The sequence below is a fragment of the Thioalkalivibrio sp. HL-Eb18 genome (assembly GCF_000364985.1).
In the GTDB taxonomy this organism is placed as follows: domain Bacteria; phylum Pseudomonadota; class Gammaproteobacteria; order Ectothiorhodospirales; family Ectothiorhodospiraceae; genus Thioalkalivibrio.
On record NZ_KB822963.1, the window covers coordinates 22,815 to 39,047 of the forward strand.

Below are 16,233 nucleotides of genomic sequence, written 5' to 3' on the forward strand. Positions count from 1 at the left end.
GGTCAGCGCGCCTTTCGTCGCTTCGTAGTGGGCGGGTTCAGGGGCTCGGCGGGCAGCCCCAGGCGCTCGACGATCGCGTCCCGCGAGGCCTCTGCCAGCGAACGGCGATCCTCTTCAGCGGTTTGCAGCGGCGCAAGGAAATGCACCTGCACGCGGGTCTCGCGGCGGCACAGCAGGTGCCAGGCATTCACAAGGAGGCGGTCGTCGTCGGTATAGGCGACCGGGACCGGCCCGCCCTCGGGGCGCTCGTAGTCCAGCGCCACCGGCTGCACCGGATGGCCGTTCTCGGCCACCGCGGCAAACAGGCGCGGGTGGAAGCGGCGTACACCCTGCCCGCGGCTGGTCGTCCCTTCCGGAAACACGACGAAGTGCCGCCCCTCGTCGAGGCCCTCGCGCATGGCCTCGATGTGGGCGTTCGCCTCGCCGGCGCCGCGGCGGATGAAGCGCGTGTCGTGCTGGCGCGCCAGCCAGCCGATCACCGGCCAGCGGGCGATCTCGTCCTTGGACAGAAAACACGGATCCACGGCCGCGCCAATCAGCGGGATGTCCAGCCACGAGACATGGTTGGCAACCACCAGCGAGGCCTGCTCGGGCGGAGTGCCGGTCAGGCGAAAACGCACCCCCGCCAGCCACAGCGCACGGTCGTACCAGTCGCGGCGGGTGCGGCTGCGCGTCTCGAAGGCATCGCCCCGGCGCGACATGCGCCAGGTCAGCCAGACGCCCTTCAGCAGGTGCAGGAGAATGCGCATCAGCCTACCCGATGCCCGCAGGCTTCCCGTCATTGTGCAACCCTCGGCTTGCGGGCGCGGTCGCGCCCAGGAAGTGCCGATGGTAGCGATCCGGAAGGTCCCTGACATCCAGCAGGACCAGCAGATCGGCGAGATTGAAGTCGGGATCGTGACAGGCCTCGCCGCAGATACGGGCACCCAGGCGCAGGTAGGCCTTGAGCAGCGATGGCAAGCCGGCGCGCGAGGGTGTGCCGTGCCAGATACTGAGGGAGTTGGGCAGCGGCCGGCGCGGTGTCACGCGCAGACGCGACGGGCCGCGATGAAACAGGCGCAGCCAGGCAAGCTGGGCCGGGGTCCGTTCGGTCAGCGAAAGGCTGGCGCAGCCCATCAGGTACTGATACTGCCGCGCGGTCATAAAGCGGGCGAGACCGGACCAAAGGGCATTGATCGCCGCACCCTGACGCTGATCCGCGCGCACACAGGTGCGCCCGATCTCCAGCGTCTTGCCGGGCAGGTTCATCAACGGGCCCAGCTCGAACTCGGCCAGTGAGTAAAACCCACCGGCAACGGCCGCGCTCTCCTCGGTCAGGATGCGCGTGCAGGCGACCAGCTCCCCGGTGCGGGGCTCGCGTACCAGGAGGTGATGGCAGTGGGGATCCAGATAATCGGCATCCAGCTCGCCTTCGGCGTCGGAAATCCGCGCGCCCATCTCCTCCGAGAACACGGAGTAGCGCAGGCGCTGAGCGGCCTCCAGGTCGCCCGGTCCGGCGGCCAGATGGACGCGAAAGCCCGTCTCGGCGTGAGCCGCCTTCGCGGGCGGGATGATCTGCGGTGCGGACATGGGCGCCACCTCCGGTTGAACTGTCCCGGAGGCTACGCCCGCGATTTGACGACCTCGTGTAACCCGCGTGACGTTCCCGTGAACACGCCACGGGTGTCAGCGGGGAGGGTTTTCTACGGCAGCTGACCGGTATAGGCCCCGGATTCCACCGGCAGGTCCTCGGCCTCCCATCCCTTGATACCACCCGCCACGTTCACGACCTGGCCAAAGCCCATTTCACGCAGGCGCTGCACGGACATCGCGGCACGTCCGCCCGTGGCACACATCACGGCCACCGGTTTGTCGCGGGCGTTGACCAGCGCTTCGATGCGATGCGGCGTGTTCGGGTCCGCCGCGCCTTCCAGCAGGCCACGCGGGATCAGCAGCGAGTTCGGCACATGGATCTTTTCGTATTCGTACGGTTCGCGCACGTCCACCAGCAGCCAGTCCTCGCCGGCCTCCATCTTCTCGGAGAGTGCCTCGGGGGAGATCTCCTCGACGTGCTGGCGCGCCTCGGCGACGAAATCCATCAACTTCTTCTCGCTCATTCGAACATTCCTTTTTGCAATGAATCGGACGCCCCCCCGCAGGAGGCTGCTTGCAGGCGAACATTCCTGCCTATGTCCGACTCTGGCAGGGGCTTCGCCTGCAAGCAGGCTCCTACAAACGGGGCTGACTCATTCTATCGTGGGTGCGTGGCCGGGTGATTCAACCCGCGGCGAGCACACCTTCCAGGGCAGCGGGGTCGGTCACGGGCACTTCGCAGTGCAGGCCGCGGCAGAGATAGGCGCGCACACCCGTCTCCGGGGCGGCCTTCTCCGCCAGCGCGGGAGGCAGATCGTCCGCCTGCGCCGGAATCGCGAAGACCCACATCGGAGCATCATGCGCGCGCAGCCGTTGCTGCCACGGAGCAAGTTCGTCAGCCGCTCCGCGCAGCACGACCAGCGGCGGCGGCTGCTGGTGCATGTCCAGTGCGACCAGCAGGCTCATGTGGCCCAACGGGGCCTGTTCGATCATCGGCCCGGCGTTGGCCAGCGTGCGCTCGGCGGCCTCCAGATAGCGCGGCTCGGCGAGCAGGTAGCCCAGTTTCTGCAGGGCCTGCGCGGCAATGCCATTACCGGCGGCCATCGCATCGTCGGCGTAGACCTTGGGCCGCTGGATCAGCGCCTCGTGATCGCGCGCGGTATAGAAGAAGCCACCGTGTTCGGTATCCTCGAAGTCGGCCAGCAGGGCCTCTGCCAGGGTCGTGGCCCAGCCCAGCAGGTCGCCATCCCACTCGACCTCCAGTAGTGCCAGCGTGGCCTCCAGCAACAGGGCGTGGTCGTCCAGATAGGCGCGCGGCAGTTCGCTGGTGGCGCCCTCGCGGAAGCTGGCAAACAGCCGGCCGTCGTGCCAGAGCCGTTCACGCACCGCGCGCATCGCCGCGCGCGCGAGTCCCAGCCAATCGTGCCGTTCGAGCGCACGCGCCGCGCGGGCGAGCCCGTTGATCATCAGCGCGTTCCAGGCCCCCAGGATCTTGTCGTCGCGATGCGGCCGCACGCGCTGCTCGCGGGCGGCCAGCAGGCGCTCGCGGGCGCGTCCCAGGCGCGTTTCCGCCTCGGACTCGTCGATACCCAGGGCATCGGCCACGGTCGCGATCGGGGCCACCTCGTGCAGGTGCCAGCGACCCTCGAAATTGGCCGGGCCGTTCAGCCCCCAGACCCGGCTGGCGACCACCCACTCGTCCTCCGGCAGCAGGCCCTCGACCATCTCCGGATCCCAGACGTAGAAGCGGCCCTCCTCGCCCTCGGAATCGGCATCGAGGCTGGAGTAGAAGGCGCCGGAGAGGTCGCGCATCTCGCGCTCCAGCCAGGCGACCGTCTGTTCGGCCACACGCCGGGCACGGTCGTCGCCGGCGGCCGCGCGCTCGGCATACAGGCCCAGCAGCGGCCCGTTGTCATAGAGCATCTTCTCGAAGTGCGGGATCATCCAGCGCGCATCCACCGAGTAGCGGCAGAAGCCGCCGCCCACCTGGTCGAAGATCCCGCCTGCGGCCATCGCCGCGAGCGTCCGCTCGAGCATGCGCTCGGCCTCGGCATCATTGTGGCGCGCCGCGTGCCAGGCCAGCCATTCCAGGCTCGCCGGGTGCGGGAACTTGGGTGCATCGCCAAAGCCACCGAACTGATCGTCGAAGGTCTGGGCCAGCTCGGCCCGCGCCTTGTCCAGCACCCCGATCGCCGGGATCGCCCCGCCTGCCGGTCGATAAATGCGCGCCAATGCCTGCTGCAGCGACTCGTTCTGGCGCTGGATCTCGTCCGGGTGCTCGGCGAGAAAATCGGCCACGCGATTCATCAGGTCGACGAACGACGGCAGCCCGTGACGCGGGGTGCTCGGAAAGTACGTGCCGGCAAAGAACGGCACCTGGTCGGGTGTCAGGAACACCGTCAGCGGCCAGCCACCCGGGCGCTGCGACAGCAGCATATGGGCATTCTGGTAGATGCGGTCGAGGTCGGGACGCTCTTCGCGGTCCACCTTGATATTGATGAAGCGACGGTTCATCACCTCGGCGGTGGCCGGGTCCTCGAACGATTCATGCGCCATCACATGGCACCAGTGGCAGGCCGAGTAGCCGATCGACAGCAAGATCGGCTTGTCCTCGCGGCGGGCGCGTTCCAGCGCGTCCTCGCCCCACGGATACCAGTCCACGGGGTTGTCGGCATGCTGTAGCAGATACGGGCTGCTGGCTCCGGCCAGTCGATTCATCGCACGACCTCCCTGGAAATCGGATTCGCCCCGGCGGGTACAGGTGCACGCCAGGGCCAGGCCGGGTAGCATGTGCAGCCGATTTTCCATCCGCAAGCGACCATGCCCACGCACCCGTTTATCGATCCGGTCGCCCTGTCGCTGGGGCCACTAACCCTGTACTGGTACGGGCTGATGTACCTGATCGGCTTCGTGGCCTTCTGGGCGCTGGGGGCCTGGCGTGCGCGCACACAGGGCTGGGCGCCCCTGCAACCAGTACAGGTGGGCGACCTCCTGTTCTGGGGCGCGATCGGCGTGATCATCGGCGGACGTCTGGGCTATGCCCTGTTCTACAACCTGGATGCCACACTCGCCGACCCGGTCAGCCTGTTCCGCGTCTGGGAGGGTGGCATGGCCTTCCACGGCGGTCTGGTCGGGGTGCTTGTAACCTCCTGGCTCTATGCACGCCGGCTCGGCGTGGGCTTCTTCCGCCTGACGGACTTTGTCGCCCCGCTGGTACCGATTGGCCTGGGCGCGGGGCGTATCGGGAACTGGATCAACGGGGAGCTGTGGGGCAAGCCCACCGACCTGCCCTGGGCGATGATCTTCCCGGCTGCGGACTACGTGCCGCGCCACCCGTCACAGCTTTACCAGGCGTTCCTCGAGGGGCTGGTGCTGTTCGTGGTGCTATGGATCGTCTCGCGTCACCCGCGCCGTACGGGGCTGGTTTCCGGGCTGTTCCTGACGCTCTACGGCAGCTTCCGCTTCCTGGTCGAGTTCGTGCGTGTGCCGGATGCGCATATCGGCTATCTGGCCTTCGACTGGCTGACGCTCGGCCAGGTACTGAGCCTGCCGGTCATCCTGTTCGGGATCGGCCTGATCGTCTGGTCGCGCAAGAACGCCGTGCCGGAATCCCGCCCGGCTACCGAGAACCCCTGACATGCAGCAATACCTTGATCTCGTCCGCCACATCCGCGCGCACGGCATCGACCGTCCGGACCGTACTGGCACGGGCACGCGTTCGGTGTTCGGTTACCAGATGCGCTTCGACCTGGCCGCGGGCTTTCCGCTGGTCACCACCAAACGCACGCACCTGCGCTCGGTGATCCACGAACTGCTGTGGTTCATCCGCGGCGAAACGAACATCGGCTATCTCAAGGAGCACAAGGTTCGCATCTGGGACGAGTGGGCGACCGAGGGCGGGGACCTCGGCCCGATCTACGGGGCGCAGTGGCGCAACTGGGCCGGGCACGACCAGCTGGCCGAACTGGTGAGCAACCTGAAGAACCGTCCCTACTCCCGGCGCCACATCATCAGCGCCTGGAACGTGGCCGATCTGCCGGACGAGTCCATCTCGCCGCAGGAGAACGCGAACGCCGGGCGCATGGCGCTGGCGCCCTGCCACACCCTGTTCCAGTTCTACGTCGCCGACGGCCGCCTGTCCTGCCAGCTCTACCAGCGCAGCGCCGATGTCTTCCTCGGCGTGCCGTTCAACATCGCCAGCTATGCCCTGTTCACGCACATGCTGGCGCAGGTGGCCGACCTGGAACCGGGCGACTTCGTGCACACCTTCGGCGATGCCCACCTGTATCACAATCACGAACAGCAGGTGGACGAACTGCTGGGCCGCGAGCCCCTGCCACTGCCCACCCTGCACCTGAATCCCGAGGTCACGGACCTGTTCGCCTTCACCTTCGACGACATCGAGGTGCGTGACTACCAGTCGCACCCGCCAATCAAGGCGCCGGTGGCGATCTGATGGCGACTCCCGAGATTCACCTGATCGTCGCGCTGGACCCGAACCATGTGATCGGGCGCGACAACGACCTGCCCTGGCACCTGCCGAAGGACCTGCAGCACTTCAAGCGTGTCACCGACGGGCACCCGATGATCATGGGTCGGCGCACGTTCGAGTCCATTGGCCGCCCCCTGCCGAAACGCCGCAACCTGGTGCTCACGCGCCAGGCGGACTGGCGGGCGGATGGAGTGGAGGTCTATCCGGATCTCGATAGCGCCCTCGCCTCCATCCCGCAGGGCCCGGCCTTCGTGATCGGCGGTGCCGGGCTGTTCGCCGAGGCCCTGCCCCGAGCCTCGGTGCTGCACCTGACCCGCGTGCACGAACCCCATGCCGGGGACACCTGGTTCCCGGCCATCAACCCCGATGACTGGGACTGCGTCTGGTCCGAACGCCACGAACCCGACGACCGCCACGCCTGCGCCTTTACCTTCGAACGCCTGGAGCGCCGCTAAACCGAAGCGCCCGGTGCGCCCGGAAAGCACCAGCGGGTTGCGCAGACGGGCCTGACCGTGCGTACACTTCCCGTCATGGCACAACTGACCTTTCAGGGGGCGACCGGCGAAGTCACCGGGTCGCGTTATCTCCTCGAGACCGACGACGCCCGCATCCTTCTGGAATGCGGCCTGCATCAGGGCAACAGCGAGGCGGACGAGGCGAATCGCGCCTCGCTGACCGAGCTGGCGGAAACGATCAATGCGGTGATCCTGTCGCACGGGCATCTGGATCACTCGGGGCTATTGCCCAAGCTCGTGCGCGACGGCTACCGCGGGCCGATCTACTGCACACCGGGCACGGAGGAGCTGCTCGAGATCATGCTCGAGGACGCCGCGTTCGTGATGAGCAAGGACATCGAGTGGGAGAACAAGTGGCGCCGCCGCGCGGACAAGCCCCTGCTGGAGCCAATCTACGACATCGATGATGTCGCAACCACGCTGGGACTTTGCCGGGCCATCCCCTACGGCGACACCCACACCATCGCGGGCGATGTCCGACTGACCTTTCGCGATGCCGGGCATATCCTCGGTTCAGCCATCGTGGACCTGATCGTGCCATCCGGCGGGCGCGACCGGCACCTGGTCTTCTCCGGAGACCTCGGCAATGCCGACGCGGTCCTGATGCACGCTCCGACCCGCCCGGAACACGCGGACCACGTGCTGCTGGAGAGCACCTATGGCAACCGCGACCACCGCCCGATGGACGAGACGGTCGAGGAATTTGCTCAAGTGCTGGCCGAGGCCGACAAGAGCGGCGGCAACGTGCTGATCCCGGCCTTCGCCGTGGGGCGCACGCAGGAGATCCTCTACCACCTGAGCATGCTGCATCACGCCGGCCGCCTGCCGCAGCAGAAGGTCTTCCTCGACAGCCCGATGGCCATCAAGGTCACCGAGCTCTACGCCCGCCTGCGCCGGACGCTGGACCCGGAGGACATGGACCGGCTGCACCAGGCCGCGAACGGCGACCCGAACGGCTATCTGCCCGGGCTTCAGGTCTGCCGCACGGTGGAGGAATCCATGGCGATCAACCGCATCACCGGTGGCGCGATCATCATCGCCGGCTCCGGCATGTGCAACGGCGGACGCATCCGTCACCACATGAAATACAACCTGTGGCGACGCGAGGCGCACCTGGTGATCGTCGGCTTCCAGGCGGCGGGTACGTTGGGACGGCGGCTGGTGGACGGCGCCGAGAAGGTCAAGCTGCTGGGCGAAGACGTTGCAGTGAACGCGAAGGTCCACACCCTGGGCGGCTTTTCCGCCCACGCCGGGCGCAGCCAGCTGCTCGACTGGGCACGCGGTTTTCAGCACCAGCCGGTGTTCCATCTGGTCCACGGCGAGCCAGAAGCGCGCGAGGCCCTGGCCGCCGGCCTGCGCGACGAGCTAGGGGCCGAGGCGCATGTACCCGCCTTCGGCGAGACCATCACCCTGTAGCGCCGCGCTCCCACAACACCGATGCCGGAGGCCGAAGCCGTCAGCACCTATGCCCTGATCGCCGGCTTCCTCGGCGGTCTCGGGCTGTTCCTGCTCGGGATGACCCTGCTGACCGACGGCCTGAAGACGGCTGGCGGCAAAGCATTGCAACACATCCTTGGGCAGTGGACCCGCACCCGGCCACACGCCCTCGCCTCGGGCATGGGTGTGACCGCCCTCGTGCAGTCTTCCAGTGCGGTCACGGTCGCCACCATCGGCTTCGCCAATGCCGGCCTGCTGACGCTGGGCCAGTCGGTCTGGGTGATCTTCGGGTCCAACGTCGGCACCACCATGACCGGCTGGCTGGTCGCCCTGATCGGCTTCAACATCCGCATCGAGGCCTTTGCCCTGCCGGCGATCGGCATCGGCGCCCTGCTCTACCTGTTCATGAAGGCCGCACGCCCACGCTACCTGGGTCTGGCCCTGGCCGGCTTCGGCCTGCTGTTCTTCGGGATCGATGTACTGCGCGAGACCTTCGAGGGTCTGAGCGCGACCTTCGACCTCTCCGCCCTCGCCCGACCGGGCTTCGCCGGACTGTTGATCATGGTCGGCATCGGCGCGTTGCTGACCGTGCTGATGCAGAGCTCGTCGGCATCCATGGCAATGGCCCTGACCGCCGCGATGAGCGGGGCCGTGCCGCTGGAGGCCGCGGCCGCCGCAGTTATCGGGGCGAACCTCGGGACCACGGTCAAGGCACTCCTGGTCGTGATCGGCGCGACCCCGAACGCCAAGCGCGTCGCGGCGGCCCATGTGATCTTCAACGGCCTGACCGCGATCGTCGCATTGCTGATCCTGCCCTGGTTCCTGGCCGCGATCGCCTGGATCTGGGGCAGCACCGGGGAGGCCCCGGCCCCGGCGGTACTGCTGGCGCTGTTCCATACCGCGTTCAACCTGCTGGGTGTGGCGCTGATGGTGCCTGTCGCCCCGCCGATGATCCGCTTCCTGCAGATGCGTTTTCGCACGGAAGAGGAGGACATCGCCCGGCCACGTTTCCTTGACCGGCACAGCGCCGGCGTACCGGACCTGGCACTGCAGTCGCTGCTGCAGGAGACGGACCGGCTGGCGGATATCAGCCACTCTATGGCGCGCGAGGCCCTGCGGGCCGATCCGCCAGCCGAGGGCAGCCTGGACACCCGCCGGGCCGCCGTCGAGCAGCTGACGGCGGCGATCAGCGATTTCGCCACCCGCACCGCCAACCACCCCATGCCGCAGGCGGTAGGACACGGGATCGCCGAGGTCGTCCGCATCGCCCGCTATCATCGCGAGATAGCCGTATTGGCCGAGCAGATCACCGACCTGCGCAGGCACTCCACCGGCGAGGAACGCCCAGCCGTCAGCGACCAGCGCCGCGCGTGGCAGGAGCAGGTCATCCGCGCCCTCGACCTGGCCAACCTCGAGCCCGAAAATGGCGAGAACATCGCGGCCGCCGAGGCCGTCCAATCGGTTGAAGTCGCCTATGCCGACCTAAAGGCCGCACTGCTGCGCGAGGGGACCTTCGGCTCGCTGAGCATGGCCGAGATGGAGCGGCAGCTGCGGATCATCAGCATGGCGCGTCGCCTGGTGACGCAGGCCGACAAGGCTCGACGCCACACCGAGAACCTGGAAAACCATCCTCGTGACATCGATTCGACACTGGATTCGGAAGCCGCATGATCGAGCGCCACGTGTTACAGGAAGCCATCGACAACCGTCGCGCCGAGGCCCTGACCTTTGACGAGCTGGAATACGCCCGGCTACTGGAGCCGGTGAACCACTACCCGCGCGGTTCCGTGGTGCTGCCGGATGGCTCGGTCGTGCCCGGATACCCGGCAATCGGGCGTATCCAGTCGCTGGAGGCCGGGCTCCCGCGGCAGTTCGAACAACCGTTCTGGGCGGAGGAAAAAATCGACGGTTTCAATGTGCGCATCCTGCGCTGGAAAGGGCGCCTGTATGCGTTCAGCCGCGGCGGTTACGTCTGCGCGTTCAGTACTGACCGGGTCGTGGACTTCATGGACCCGGTCATTTTCAATGCCGAACCCAATCTGATTCTGTGCGCGGAGATCGCCGGGCCGGATACGCCGTACCTGGAAGGGTCCACGCCCCGGGTCGCCCATGACGTGGGCTTGTTCGTATTCGATCTAATGCGCCTGGGACAGCCCGGCTTCGTGTCCCAGCCAGAGAAGTTCGCGCTGATCGAGCGCCACGCCCTGCCCCCGGCGCCCCTGCACGGGTGGTTCACCCCGCGCGACACCCGCGCCCTCGGCGAGCTGATCCGGCGACTGGACGAGGAAGGCGCCGAGGGACTGGTGCTGAAGACCGCGGACGGGCAGCACCGGGCCAAGTATGTCACCGGGAGTTCCTGCGTCTCCGATATCCGGGTCTGCGCGGAACAACTGCTCGACCTGCCGCCGGAGTACTTCACCAACCGCCTGACACGGCTCGCGATCTTCCTGTCCGAGCACCCGGATCGACACCATGCCGATCTCGAGCAGACACTGGGCCAGGCGCTGCTGTCGGGGCTCTACGGTGCGGTCGCTCAACACCGGCGTCAGGGGCACGTCGGCCATCGCTATCGCTGCCGCTTTCGCGAGCATGCCAACGCCCTGCACTTCATGAACCACATGCGCGCCACGGGCGGGCGTCACGTAAGCTTTGCCGACGACGCGCCGCGTGAGGAGGATGGCTACTGGCTGCTGGAATTCGAGCGCCAGTTCGACCGCATCACGGGCACACTGGCCTCCGCCCTGGCCGGCGACCGCCAGTACGACTGACCCGGGTCCGGGGTCAGGCGCCGGGGCGCTCCGCCTCCGCGAGATTCTCCATCACCCGGCGCAGGTAGTCGGCCGTAACCAGCTTGATCCCCATGCGATTGCCCAGCTTGCGCATGCCCTCGTCGGCACTGGCCAGCTCGGCATCGAGTTCCATCGCCAGCAGGACGGCATCGACATCCTCGCGCGAATCCACCAGGCCCTTGCGCATGGCCTCGCGAAAGCGTTCGCGCAGCTGGGTGATCAGTTCCGGCTTGAGCGATTCGGCTGCACCGGCCTGGCGCGTGTGCTCCTCGGCGATGCGCAACCCCCGGTCAATGCGCGTACGCACCTCGTCGATGAACTCGTAGAGGATGTCGCTGGGCAGCGTCAGGGCGAAGCGGCGCGGGGAACGCACCCAGACCACGGTCTCGAAATCCGCGGCCAGGGCCTCGAGATCGCGCATGCCACGAAACTCCTCGTACACCGACAACGGCATGTAGAACTCGGCCGGGCAGTCCCGCGCCAGGTGCAGGAAGGTCCGCAGGATGTCCTCCGGGTCCGCGCCAAACTGGCCCGCCACATGCGGGTTGGTGAACACGCTGGTATCCAGCACGAAGCGGCGCATCACGACCTCCTGTCGGGTTCGTTCTCCATCATCGGCGGCGGCCGGAAACCCGTCAACCAGGCCCACCGTACAATCGGCGCTGGGGGCACCCTGTGGCATAATCGCGCCTGACCTCCCAGCCATACAGGGACGACCCTTGGCCACCCGCGCGGAAGTGGAAAAATTCCTCGAGCGCCTGCGCTCGGATCTGGAACGCCAGCAGATCGACATCCCGACCCTGCCGGATATCTCCGTGCAGGCGCTGTTCATCGTGCAGGACGACACCAGCTCCATCGCCGATCTGGTCAACCTGATCTCTCGCGATACGGCGCTCGCCACGCGGCTGGTGCGTCATGCCAACAGCCCTGCCTATCGGGGACTGAGCCGCTGCGCGACCATCCGGTCCGCAGTGACCCGCCTGGGGATGGAGCGGGCGCGCCAGACCATCATCGCCCTGTCGATGAAAGAGGTGTTTCAAAGCGGCAACGACGCGATCCGGCAGCGCATGGAGGCGTTGTGGAACCACAGCCTGGAGGTGGCGATCATCAGCTATCTGCTGGCCCACCGGCATCCCCACCTGGACCCGGATACCGCCCTGCTTGCCGGCCTGGTGCACGACATCGGCATGATCCCGATCCTGCGCCGCGCGGAGAAGACACCGGCGATCTACGAGGACCCGCGCGCCCTGCAGGCAGCGGCGGACGCCGCGCACGTGGCGATCGGCCGCGCAATGCTGAAGAACTGGAACTTCGAGCCGGAGATCATCCGCGCGGTCGCCGACCACGAGAATCTCCAGCGCGAACCGGAGCCCGAGTCCCCGATCAGCTACAGCGACGTCGTACAGGCCGCGAACATCGAAAGCCATGTCGGCACCCCCCACCGCCTGGCCCACATCGATCGCGAAGGGGTCGCTGCACTGCGCCGCCTGGCGCCGCGTTCGTCCAACCGGGATCTGGACTGGGAAGGCGACGCGATCGGCCTGGAACACGTCAACCAGATCATCGAGTAAGACGAGGACACCGACACCCGCTGCGGAACGCCCGCCCCCGGGCGTGGTCTTCCCTACATAGCCACTTAGGGAAGTTCCGCTGATGACCCTCCAACTGGTGTACGTCAGCCGCGCGGCCTTCGCGCCTCATGCCCATGCCGCCCAGGGTATCGAGCCCGAGGTCGGGCGGATCCTGCTGCAGTCGCGCCAGAACAACCCCCGGGCCCGCATCGTGGGCGCCCTCTATTACGGCGACGGCCACTTTTTCCAGTGCCTGGAGGGTGAACCCGAAGCGGTGTACGCGACCTTGGAGCGCATCCGCCGCGACCCGCGCCACGAAGAGATCACCGTACTGCGCGAGCGCGAACTGGAGCGCCCCGGCTTCGGAGAGTGGTCGATGAAGTATGTACCCGCGGCCGGCGAGGTGCGCGCCCTACTGCAGCAATTCGGGCAGCGTCGGTTCGATCCCTTCGGCTTCGACGACCAGCAGATCGAGGCGATGCTGGATCTCTTGCGCAGCGGACGCGACAGCGAGCTGGAGGCGGCACCCGCGACCAGCGGAAGCACGCCTTCAACGAGCCACGCCCCGCCGGGCGATTGGCGCCGCCAGTTGGCCCTGGCGGGCTGGGTCGCGGCCGCCGTAACCGCAGGCATCGCCGGCACGGCAGGCTATCTGTTCCTGGCCGGGGCCTGAAGGAGGCCCGGTCCCTCGCGCCGCGGCGCCTACTCCCACTCGATCGTGGCCGGGGGCTTGCCGGAGATGTCGTAGGTCACGCGCGAGATGCCGGGGATCTCGTTGATGATCCGGCGCGAGACGTGATCGAGGAAGTCGTACGGCAGGTGCGCCCAGCGCGCGGTCATGAAATCGATCGTCTCCACCGCGCGCAGCGCGACGACGTAGTCATAGCGCCGGCCGTCGCCCATCACCCCCACCGACTTCACCGGCAGGAAGACCGCAAACGCCTGCGAGGTCTTGTCGTACAGATCGGCCTTGCGCAGTTCCTCGATGAAGATCGCATCGGCGCGGCGCAGCAGCTCGGCGTATTCCTTCTTCACCTCGCCGAGGATGCGCACGCCCAGGCCCGGCCCCGGGAACGGGTGGCGGTAGACCATCTCGGTGGGCAGACCCAGCTCGACGCCGATCTTGCGCACCTCGTCCTTGAACAGCTCGCGCAGCGGCTCCACCAGCCCCAGCTTCATGTTCTCGGGCAGCCCGCCCACGTTGTGGTGCGACTTGATCACATGGGCCTTGCCGGTCTTGGAGTCGGCCGACTCGATCACGTCCGGGTAGATCGTGCCCTGGGCCAGCCACTGCACGTTGTCGAGCTTTGCGGCCTCCTCGTCGAACACGTCGATGAACAGCCCGCCGATCACCTTGCGCTTGACCTCCGGGTCCTCGACCCCTGCCAGCGCGCGCATGAAGCGATCCTCGGCGTCCACCCGGATCACGTTCACGCCCATGTGACGGGCGAAGGTCGCCATCACCTGATCGCCCTCGCCCAGGCGCAGCAGGCCGGTGTCCACGAATACGCAGGTCAACTGGTCCCCGATCGCCTTGTGCAGCAGCGCACCGACCACCGAGGAGTCCACGCCGCCGGACAGGCCCAGCACCACGTGGTCGTCGCCCACCTGCTCGCGCACGCGGGCGGCCATGTCATCGATGATGTTGTCGGCGGTCCACAGGGCCTCGCAGCCGCAGATGTCGTGCAGAAAGCGCTCGATGATGCGCTGACCCTGGGTGGTGTGGGTCACCTCGGGATGGAACTGTACGCCGTAGAAGCCGCGCTCCGGGTCGGCCATGCCGGCGATCGGTGCGGAGTCGGTGGAAGCCATCAGGCGAAAGCCCTGCGGCAGCTCGGTCACGTGGTCGCCGTGCGACATCCACACGTCCAGCAGCCCGTAACCCTCCGGCGTGGTGTGATCCTCGATGTCGCGCAGCAGCGGCGTATGGCCGCGGGCGCGCACCTGGGCGTAGCCGAACTCGCGGCGCTCGGAGGGCTCGACCCGGCCGCCTAGCTGGGCGGCCATGGTCTGCATGCCATAACAGATACCCAGCACCGGAACGCCCAACTCGAACACCGCTTCTTCGGCTCGTGGCGGGTGATCAATGTTCACCGACTCCGGCCCGCCCGAGAGGATAATGCCGGTGGGATTGAACGCTCGGATGTCCGCCGCCGACATGTCCCAGGCATGCACCTCGGAGTAGACCCGGGCCTCGCGCACACGGCGGGCGATCAGCTGGGTGTACTGGGAACCGAAGTCCAGCACCAGAATGCGGTGGGCGTGAAGATCCTGGGTCATGAGGTCATCCGCTGGACCGGCCGGACGGCCGGTGGGGTATCGGGACCGGGCCGGGACGGCCCGGTCAGTCCATTCGGTAGTTCGGAGCTTCCTTGGTGATCGCCACGTCGTGCACATGGCTCTCGCGCATGCCCGCGGCGGTCACACGCACGAAGTGCGGCTTGCTGCGCATCTCGTCGATGTCATGGGCGCCGACATAGCCCATGGACGAGCGCAGCCCGCCCATCAGCTGGTAGATGATCGCGACGATCGAACCCTTGTACGGCACGCGGCCCTCGATGCCCTCGGGCACGAACTTGTCGGCCGAGCTGTTCGGATCCTGGAAATAGCGATCCGAGGAGCCCTGCTGCATCGCGCCGAGCGAGCCCATGCCGCGATAGATCTTGTAGGAGCGGCCCTGATAGAGCTCGACCTCGCCCGGGGCCTCCTCGGTCCCGGCGAACATCGACCCCAGCATCACGCAGTTGGCGCCAGCGGCGATGGCCTTGGCCAGATCGCCGGAGAAGCGCACGCCGCCATCGGCGATCATCGGCACGCCGGTGCCCTTCAGTGCCTCGGCCACATCCGAGATCGCGGTGATCTGCGGCACACCCACGCCGGCCACGATGCGGGTGGTGCAGATCGAGCCGGGGCCGATCCCGACCTTCACGCCGTCGGCCCCGGCTGCGACCAGGTCCTTCGCGGCGGCGGCGGTGGCGATGTTGCCGCCGATTACCTGCACCTCCGGATAGTGCTTCTTCACCCAGGCGACGCGATCCAGCACGCCCTGCGAGTGACCGTGCGCGGTATCCACCACCAGCACGTCCACCCCGGCCTCGACCAGCGCGGCCACGCGCTCGTCGGTACCGGCACCCACGCCAACCGCCGCGCCCACGCGCAGGCGACCGCGATCGTCCTTGCAGGCATTCGGGTGTTCGGTGGACTTCTGAATGTCCTTGACGGTGATCATCCCGCGCAGCTGGAAGTCGTCGTTGACCACCAGCACCTTCTCGATGCGGTGCTTGTGCAGCAGTTCCAGTACGTGACCGCGATCCGCGCCCTCGGGCACGGTGACCAGGCGCTCACGGGGGGTCATGATCTCGGTGACCGGGGCCTCCATACGGGTCTCGAAGCGCAGGTCGCGGGAGGTCACGATGCCGACCAGGTCATTGCCATCCACCACCGGCACGCCGGAGATATGATTGGCCTGGGTCAGCTCCACGACCTCGCCGATCGTCGCGCTCGGGCCGATGGTGATCGGCTCGCTGATGACCCCGCTCTCGTACTTCTTGACCTGCTGGACCTCGGCGGCCTGGCCCTCGATCGACATGTTCTTGTGCACGATCCCGAGCCCGCCTTCCTGTGCCATGGCGATGGCCAGGCGCGCCTCTGTAACCGTATCCATCGCGGCGGAAACGACCGGCGCGCTCAACTGGATCTCGCGGGTGATGTTCGTGGTCAGATCAACATCGCGGGGGACGACGTTCGAATGCCCCGGGATCAGCAGCACGTCATCGAAGGTCAGGGCTTCACCGAGTATCCGCATGCATCGCTCCAGGACAGTCCAGCCGGGAAAGAACCGATTCTTTCCCGGGAAA

15 protein-coding genes are annotated in these 16,233 nt (G+C 67.3%); 8 read left to right on the top strand and 7 right to left on the bottom strand.

The genetic code is table 11. From position 1 onward, the window contains the following. Positions 1-2 precede the first annotated feature (2 nt). The 4 genes from F813_RS0104060 to F813_RS0104075 form a co-directional block, all read right to left on the bottom strand. The gene (locus F813_RS0104060; RefSeq protein ID WP_017925665.1) at positions 3-749 is read right to left on the bottom strand and encodes a 1-acyl-sn-glycerol-3-phosphate acyltransferase; all 747 of its coding nucleotides are present in this window, start codon (positions 747-749) and stop codon (positions 3-5) included. A gap of 4 nt (positions 750-753) precedes the next feature. Next, entirely contained in the window at positions 754-1,569 is an 816-nt protein-coding gene (locus F813_RS0104065; protein ID WP_017925666.1) for a GNAT family N-acetyltransferase, read from the bottom strand. Between the two features lie 113 nt (positions 1,570-1,682). Next, the gene (locus F813_RS0104070; protein ID WP_012983267.1) at positions 1,683-2,096 is read right to left on the bottom strand and encodes a rhodanese-like domain-containing protein; all 414 of its coding nucleotides are present in this window, start codon (positions 2,094-2,096) and stop codon (positions 1,683-1,685) included. Positions 2,097-2,256: 160 nt separating this feature from the next. Then, positions 2,257-4,290: a thioredoxin domain-containing protein gene (locus tag F813_RS0104075; protein ID WP_026148134.1), complete on the bottom strand. Its 2,034-nt coding sequence runs from the start codon at positions 4,288-4,290 to the stop codon at positions 2,257-2,259. 72 nt (positions 4,291-4,362) lie between these two features. Here F813_RS0104075 and lgt point away from each other — a divergent pair, with 72 nt between their 5' ends. The 6 genes from lgt (at position 4,363) to F813_RS0104105 (ending at position 10,784) form a co-directional block, all read left to right on the top strand. Next, entirely contained in the window at positions 4,363-5,208 is an 846-nt protein-coding gene (gene lgt / locus F813_RS0104080; protein ID WP_017925668.1) for a prolipoprotein diacylglyceryl transferase, read from the top strand. 1 nt (position 5,209) lies between these two features. Further along, positions 5,210-6,028 (top strand): thymidylate synthase, encoded by an 819-nt coding sequence (locus tag F813_RS0104085; RefSeq protein WP_012983270.1) that lies wholly within the window; start codon positions 5,210-5,212, stop codon positions 6,026-6,028. Next, the gene (locus F813_RS0104090) at positions 6,028-6,519 is read left to right on the top strand and encodes a dihydrofolate reductase (RefSeq protein WP_012983271.1); all 492 of its coding nucleotides are present in this window, start codon (positions 6,028-6,030) and stop codon (positions 6,517-6,519) included. Before F813_RS0104085 ends, F813_RS0104090 begins: the two co-directional genes overlap by 1 nt. A 75-nt stretch (positions 6,520-6,594) precedes the next feature. Further along, positions 6,595-7,995, top strand: a complete 1,401-nt coding sequence (locus tag F813_RS0104095) for an MBL fold metallo-hydrolase RNA specificity domain-containing protein (RefSeq protein ID WP_012983272.1) — start codon at positions 6,595-6,597, stop codon at positions 7,993-7,995. 21 nt (positions 7,996-8,016) lie between these two features. After that, complete coding sequence (locus tag F813_RS0104100; protein ID WP_012983273.1) at positions 8,017-9,687, top strand: Na/Pi cotransporter family protein; 1,671 nt, start codon at positions 8,017-8,019, stop codon at positions 9,685-9,687. After that, positions 9,684-10,784, top strand: coding sequence for an RNA ligase (locus tag F813_RS0104105; RefSeq protein WP_017925669.1), 1,101 nt, complete (start codon positions 9,684-9,686; stop codon positions 10,782-10,784). Before F813_RS0104100 ends, F813_RS0104105 begins: the two co-directional genes overlap by 4 nt. A 13-nt stretch (positions 10,785-10,797) precedes the next feature. On the opposite strand, the gene F813_RS0104110 is transcribed toward F813_RS0104105, so the two are convergent. Beyond that, positions 10,798-11,388: an RNA ligase partner protein gene (locus F813_RS0104110; protein WP_012983275.1), complete on the bottom strand. Its 591-nt coding sequence runs from the start codon at positions 11,386-11,388 to the stop codon at positions 10,798-10,800. Between the two features lie 136 nt (positions 11,389-11,524). Between F813_RS0104110 and F813_RS0104115 the strand changes: the two genes are divergently transcribed. Next, positions 11,525-12,376 carry an HDOD domain-containing protein gene (locus F813_RS0104115; protein WP_012983276.1) on the top strand — a complete coding sequence of 284 codons (852 nt, stop codon included), beginning with the start codon at positions 11,525-11,527 and terminating at the stop codon, positions 12,374-12,376. Between the two features lie 82 nt (positions 12,377-12,458). Further along, complete coding sequence (locus tag F813_RS0104120) at positions 12,459-13,049, top strand: BLUF domain-containing protein (RefSeq protein WP_012983277.1); 591 nt, start codon at positions 12,459-12,461, stop codon at positions 13,047-13,049. A 29-nt stretch (positions 13,050-13,078) separates the two neighbouring features. On the opposite strand, the gene guaA is transcribed toward F813_RS0104120, so the two are convergent. Together guaA and guaB are read right to left on the bottom strand one after the other, a co-directional pair. Further along, on the bottom strand, positions 13,079-14,656 hold the full coding sequence (guaA, locus tag F813_RS0104125) for a glutamine-hydrolyzing GMP synthase (RefSeq protein ID WP_012983278.1): 1,578 nt from the start codon (positions 14,654-14,656) through the stop codon (positions 13,079-13,081). Positions 14,657-14,720: 64 nt separating this feature from the next. Continuing rightward, positions 14,721-16,181, bottom strand: coding sequence for an IMP dehydrogenase (guaB, locus tag F813_RS0104130; protein ID WP_017925670.1), 1,461 nt, complete (start codon positions 16,179-16,181; stop codon positions 14,721-14,723). Positions 16,182-16,233 lie beyond the last annotated feature (52 nt).

What these genes read in the sequence shown, in the direction of transcription:
- F813_RS0104060 (WP_017925665.1), bottom strand. Translation starts at nt 749, where the DNA reads ATGCGCATTCTCCTGCACCTGCTGAAGGGCGTCTGGCTGACCTGGCGC.
- F813_RS0104065 (WP_017925666.1), bottom strand. Translation starts at nt 1,569, where the DNA reads ATGTCCGCACCGCAGATCATCCCGCCCGCGAAGGCGGCTCACGCCGAG.
- F813_RS0104070 (WP_012983267.1), bottom strand. Translation starts at nt 2,096, where the DNA reads ATGAGCGAGAAGAAGTTGATGGATTTCGTCGCCGAGGCGCGCCAGCAC.
- F813_RS0104075 (WP_026148134.1), bottom strand. Translation starts at nt 4,290, where the DNA reads ATGAATCGACTGGCCGGAGCCAGCAGCCCGTATCTGCTACAGCATGCC.
- F813_RS0104085 (WP_012983270.1), top strand. Translation starts at nt 5,210, where the DNA reads ATGCAGCAATACCTTGATCTCGTCCGCCACATCCGCGCGCACGGCATC.
- F813_RS0104090 (WP_012983271.1), top strand. Translation starts at nt 6,028, where the DNA reads ATGGCGACTCCCGAGATTCACCTGATCGTCGCGCTGGACCCGAACCAT.
- F813_RS0104095 (WP_012983272.1), top strand. Translation starts at nt 6,595, where the DNA reads ATGGCACAACTGACCTTTCAGGGGGCGACCGGCGAAGTCACCGGGTCG.
- F813_RS0104100 (WP_012983273.1), top strand. Translation starts at nt 8,017, where the DNA reads ATGCCGGAGGCCGAAGCCGTCAGCACCTATGCCCTGATCGCCGGCTTC.
- F813_RS0104105 (WP_017925669.1), top strand. Translation starts at nt 9,684, where the DNA reads ATGATCGAGCGCCACGTGTTACAGGAAGCCATCGACAACCGTCGCGCC.
- F813_RS0104110 (WP_012983275.1), bottom strand. Translation starts at nt 11,388, where the DNA reads ATGCGCCGCTTCGTGCTGGATACCAGCGTGTTCACCAACCCGCATGTG.
- F813_RS0104120 (WP_012983277.1), top strand. Translation starts at nt 12,459, where the DNA reads ATGACCCTCCAACTGGTGTACGTCAGCCGCGCGGCCTTCGCGCCTCAT.
- guaA (WP_012983278.1), bottom strand. Translation starts at nt 14,656, where the DNA reads ATGACCCAGGATCTTCACGCCCACCGCATTCTGGTGCTGGACTTCGGT.
- guaB (WP_017925670.1), bottom strand. Translation starts at nt 16,181, where the DNA reads ATGCGGATACTCGGTGAAGCCCTGACCTTCGATGACGTGCTGCTGATC.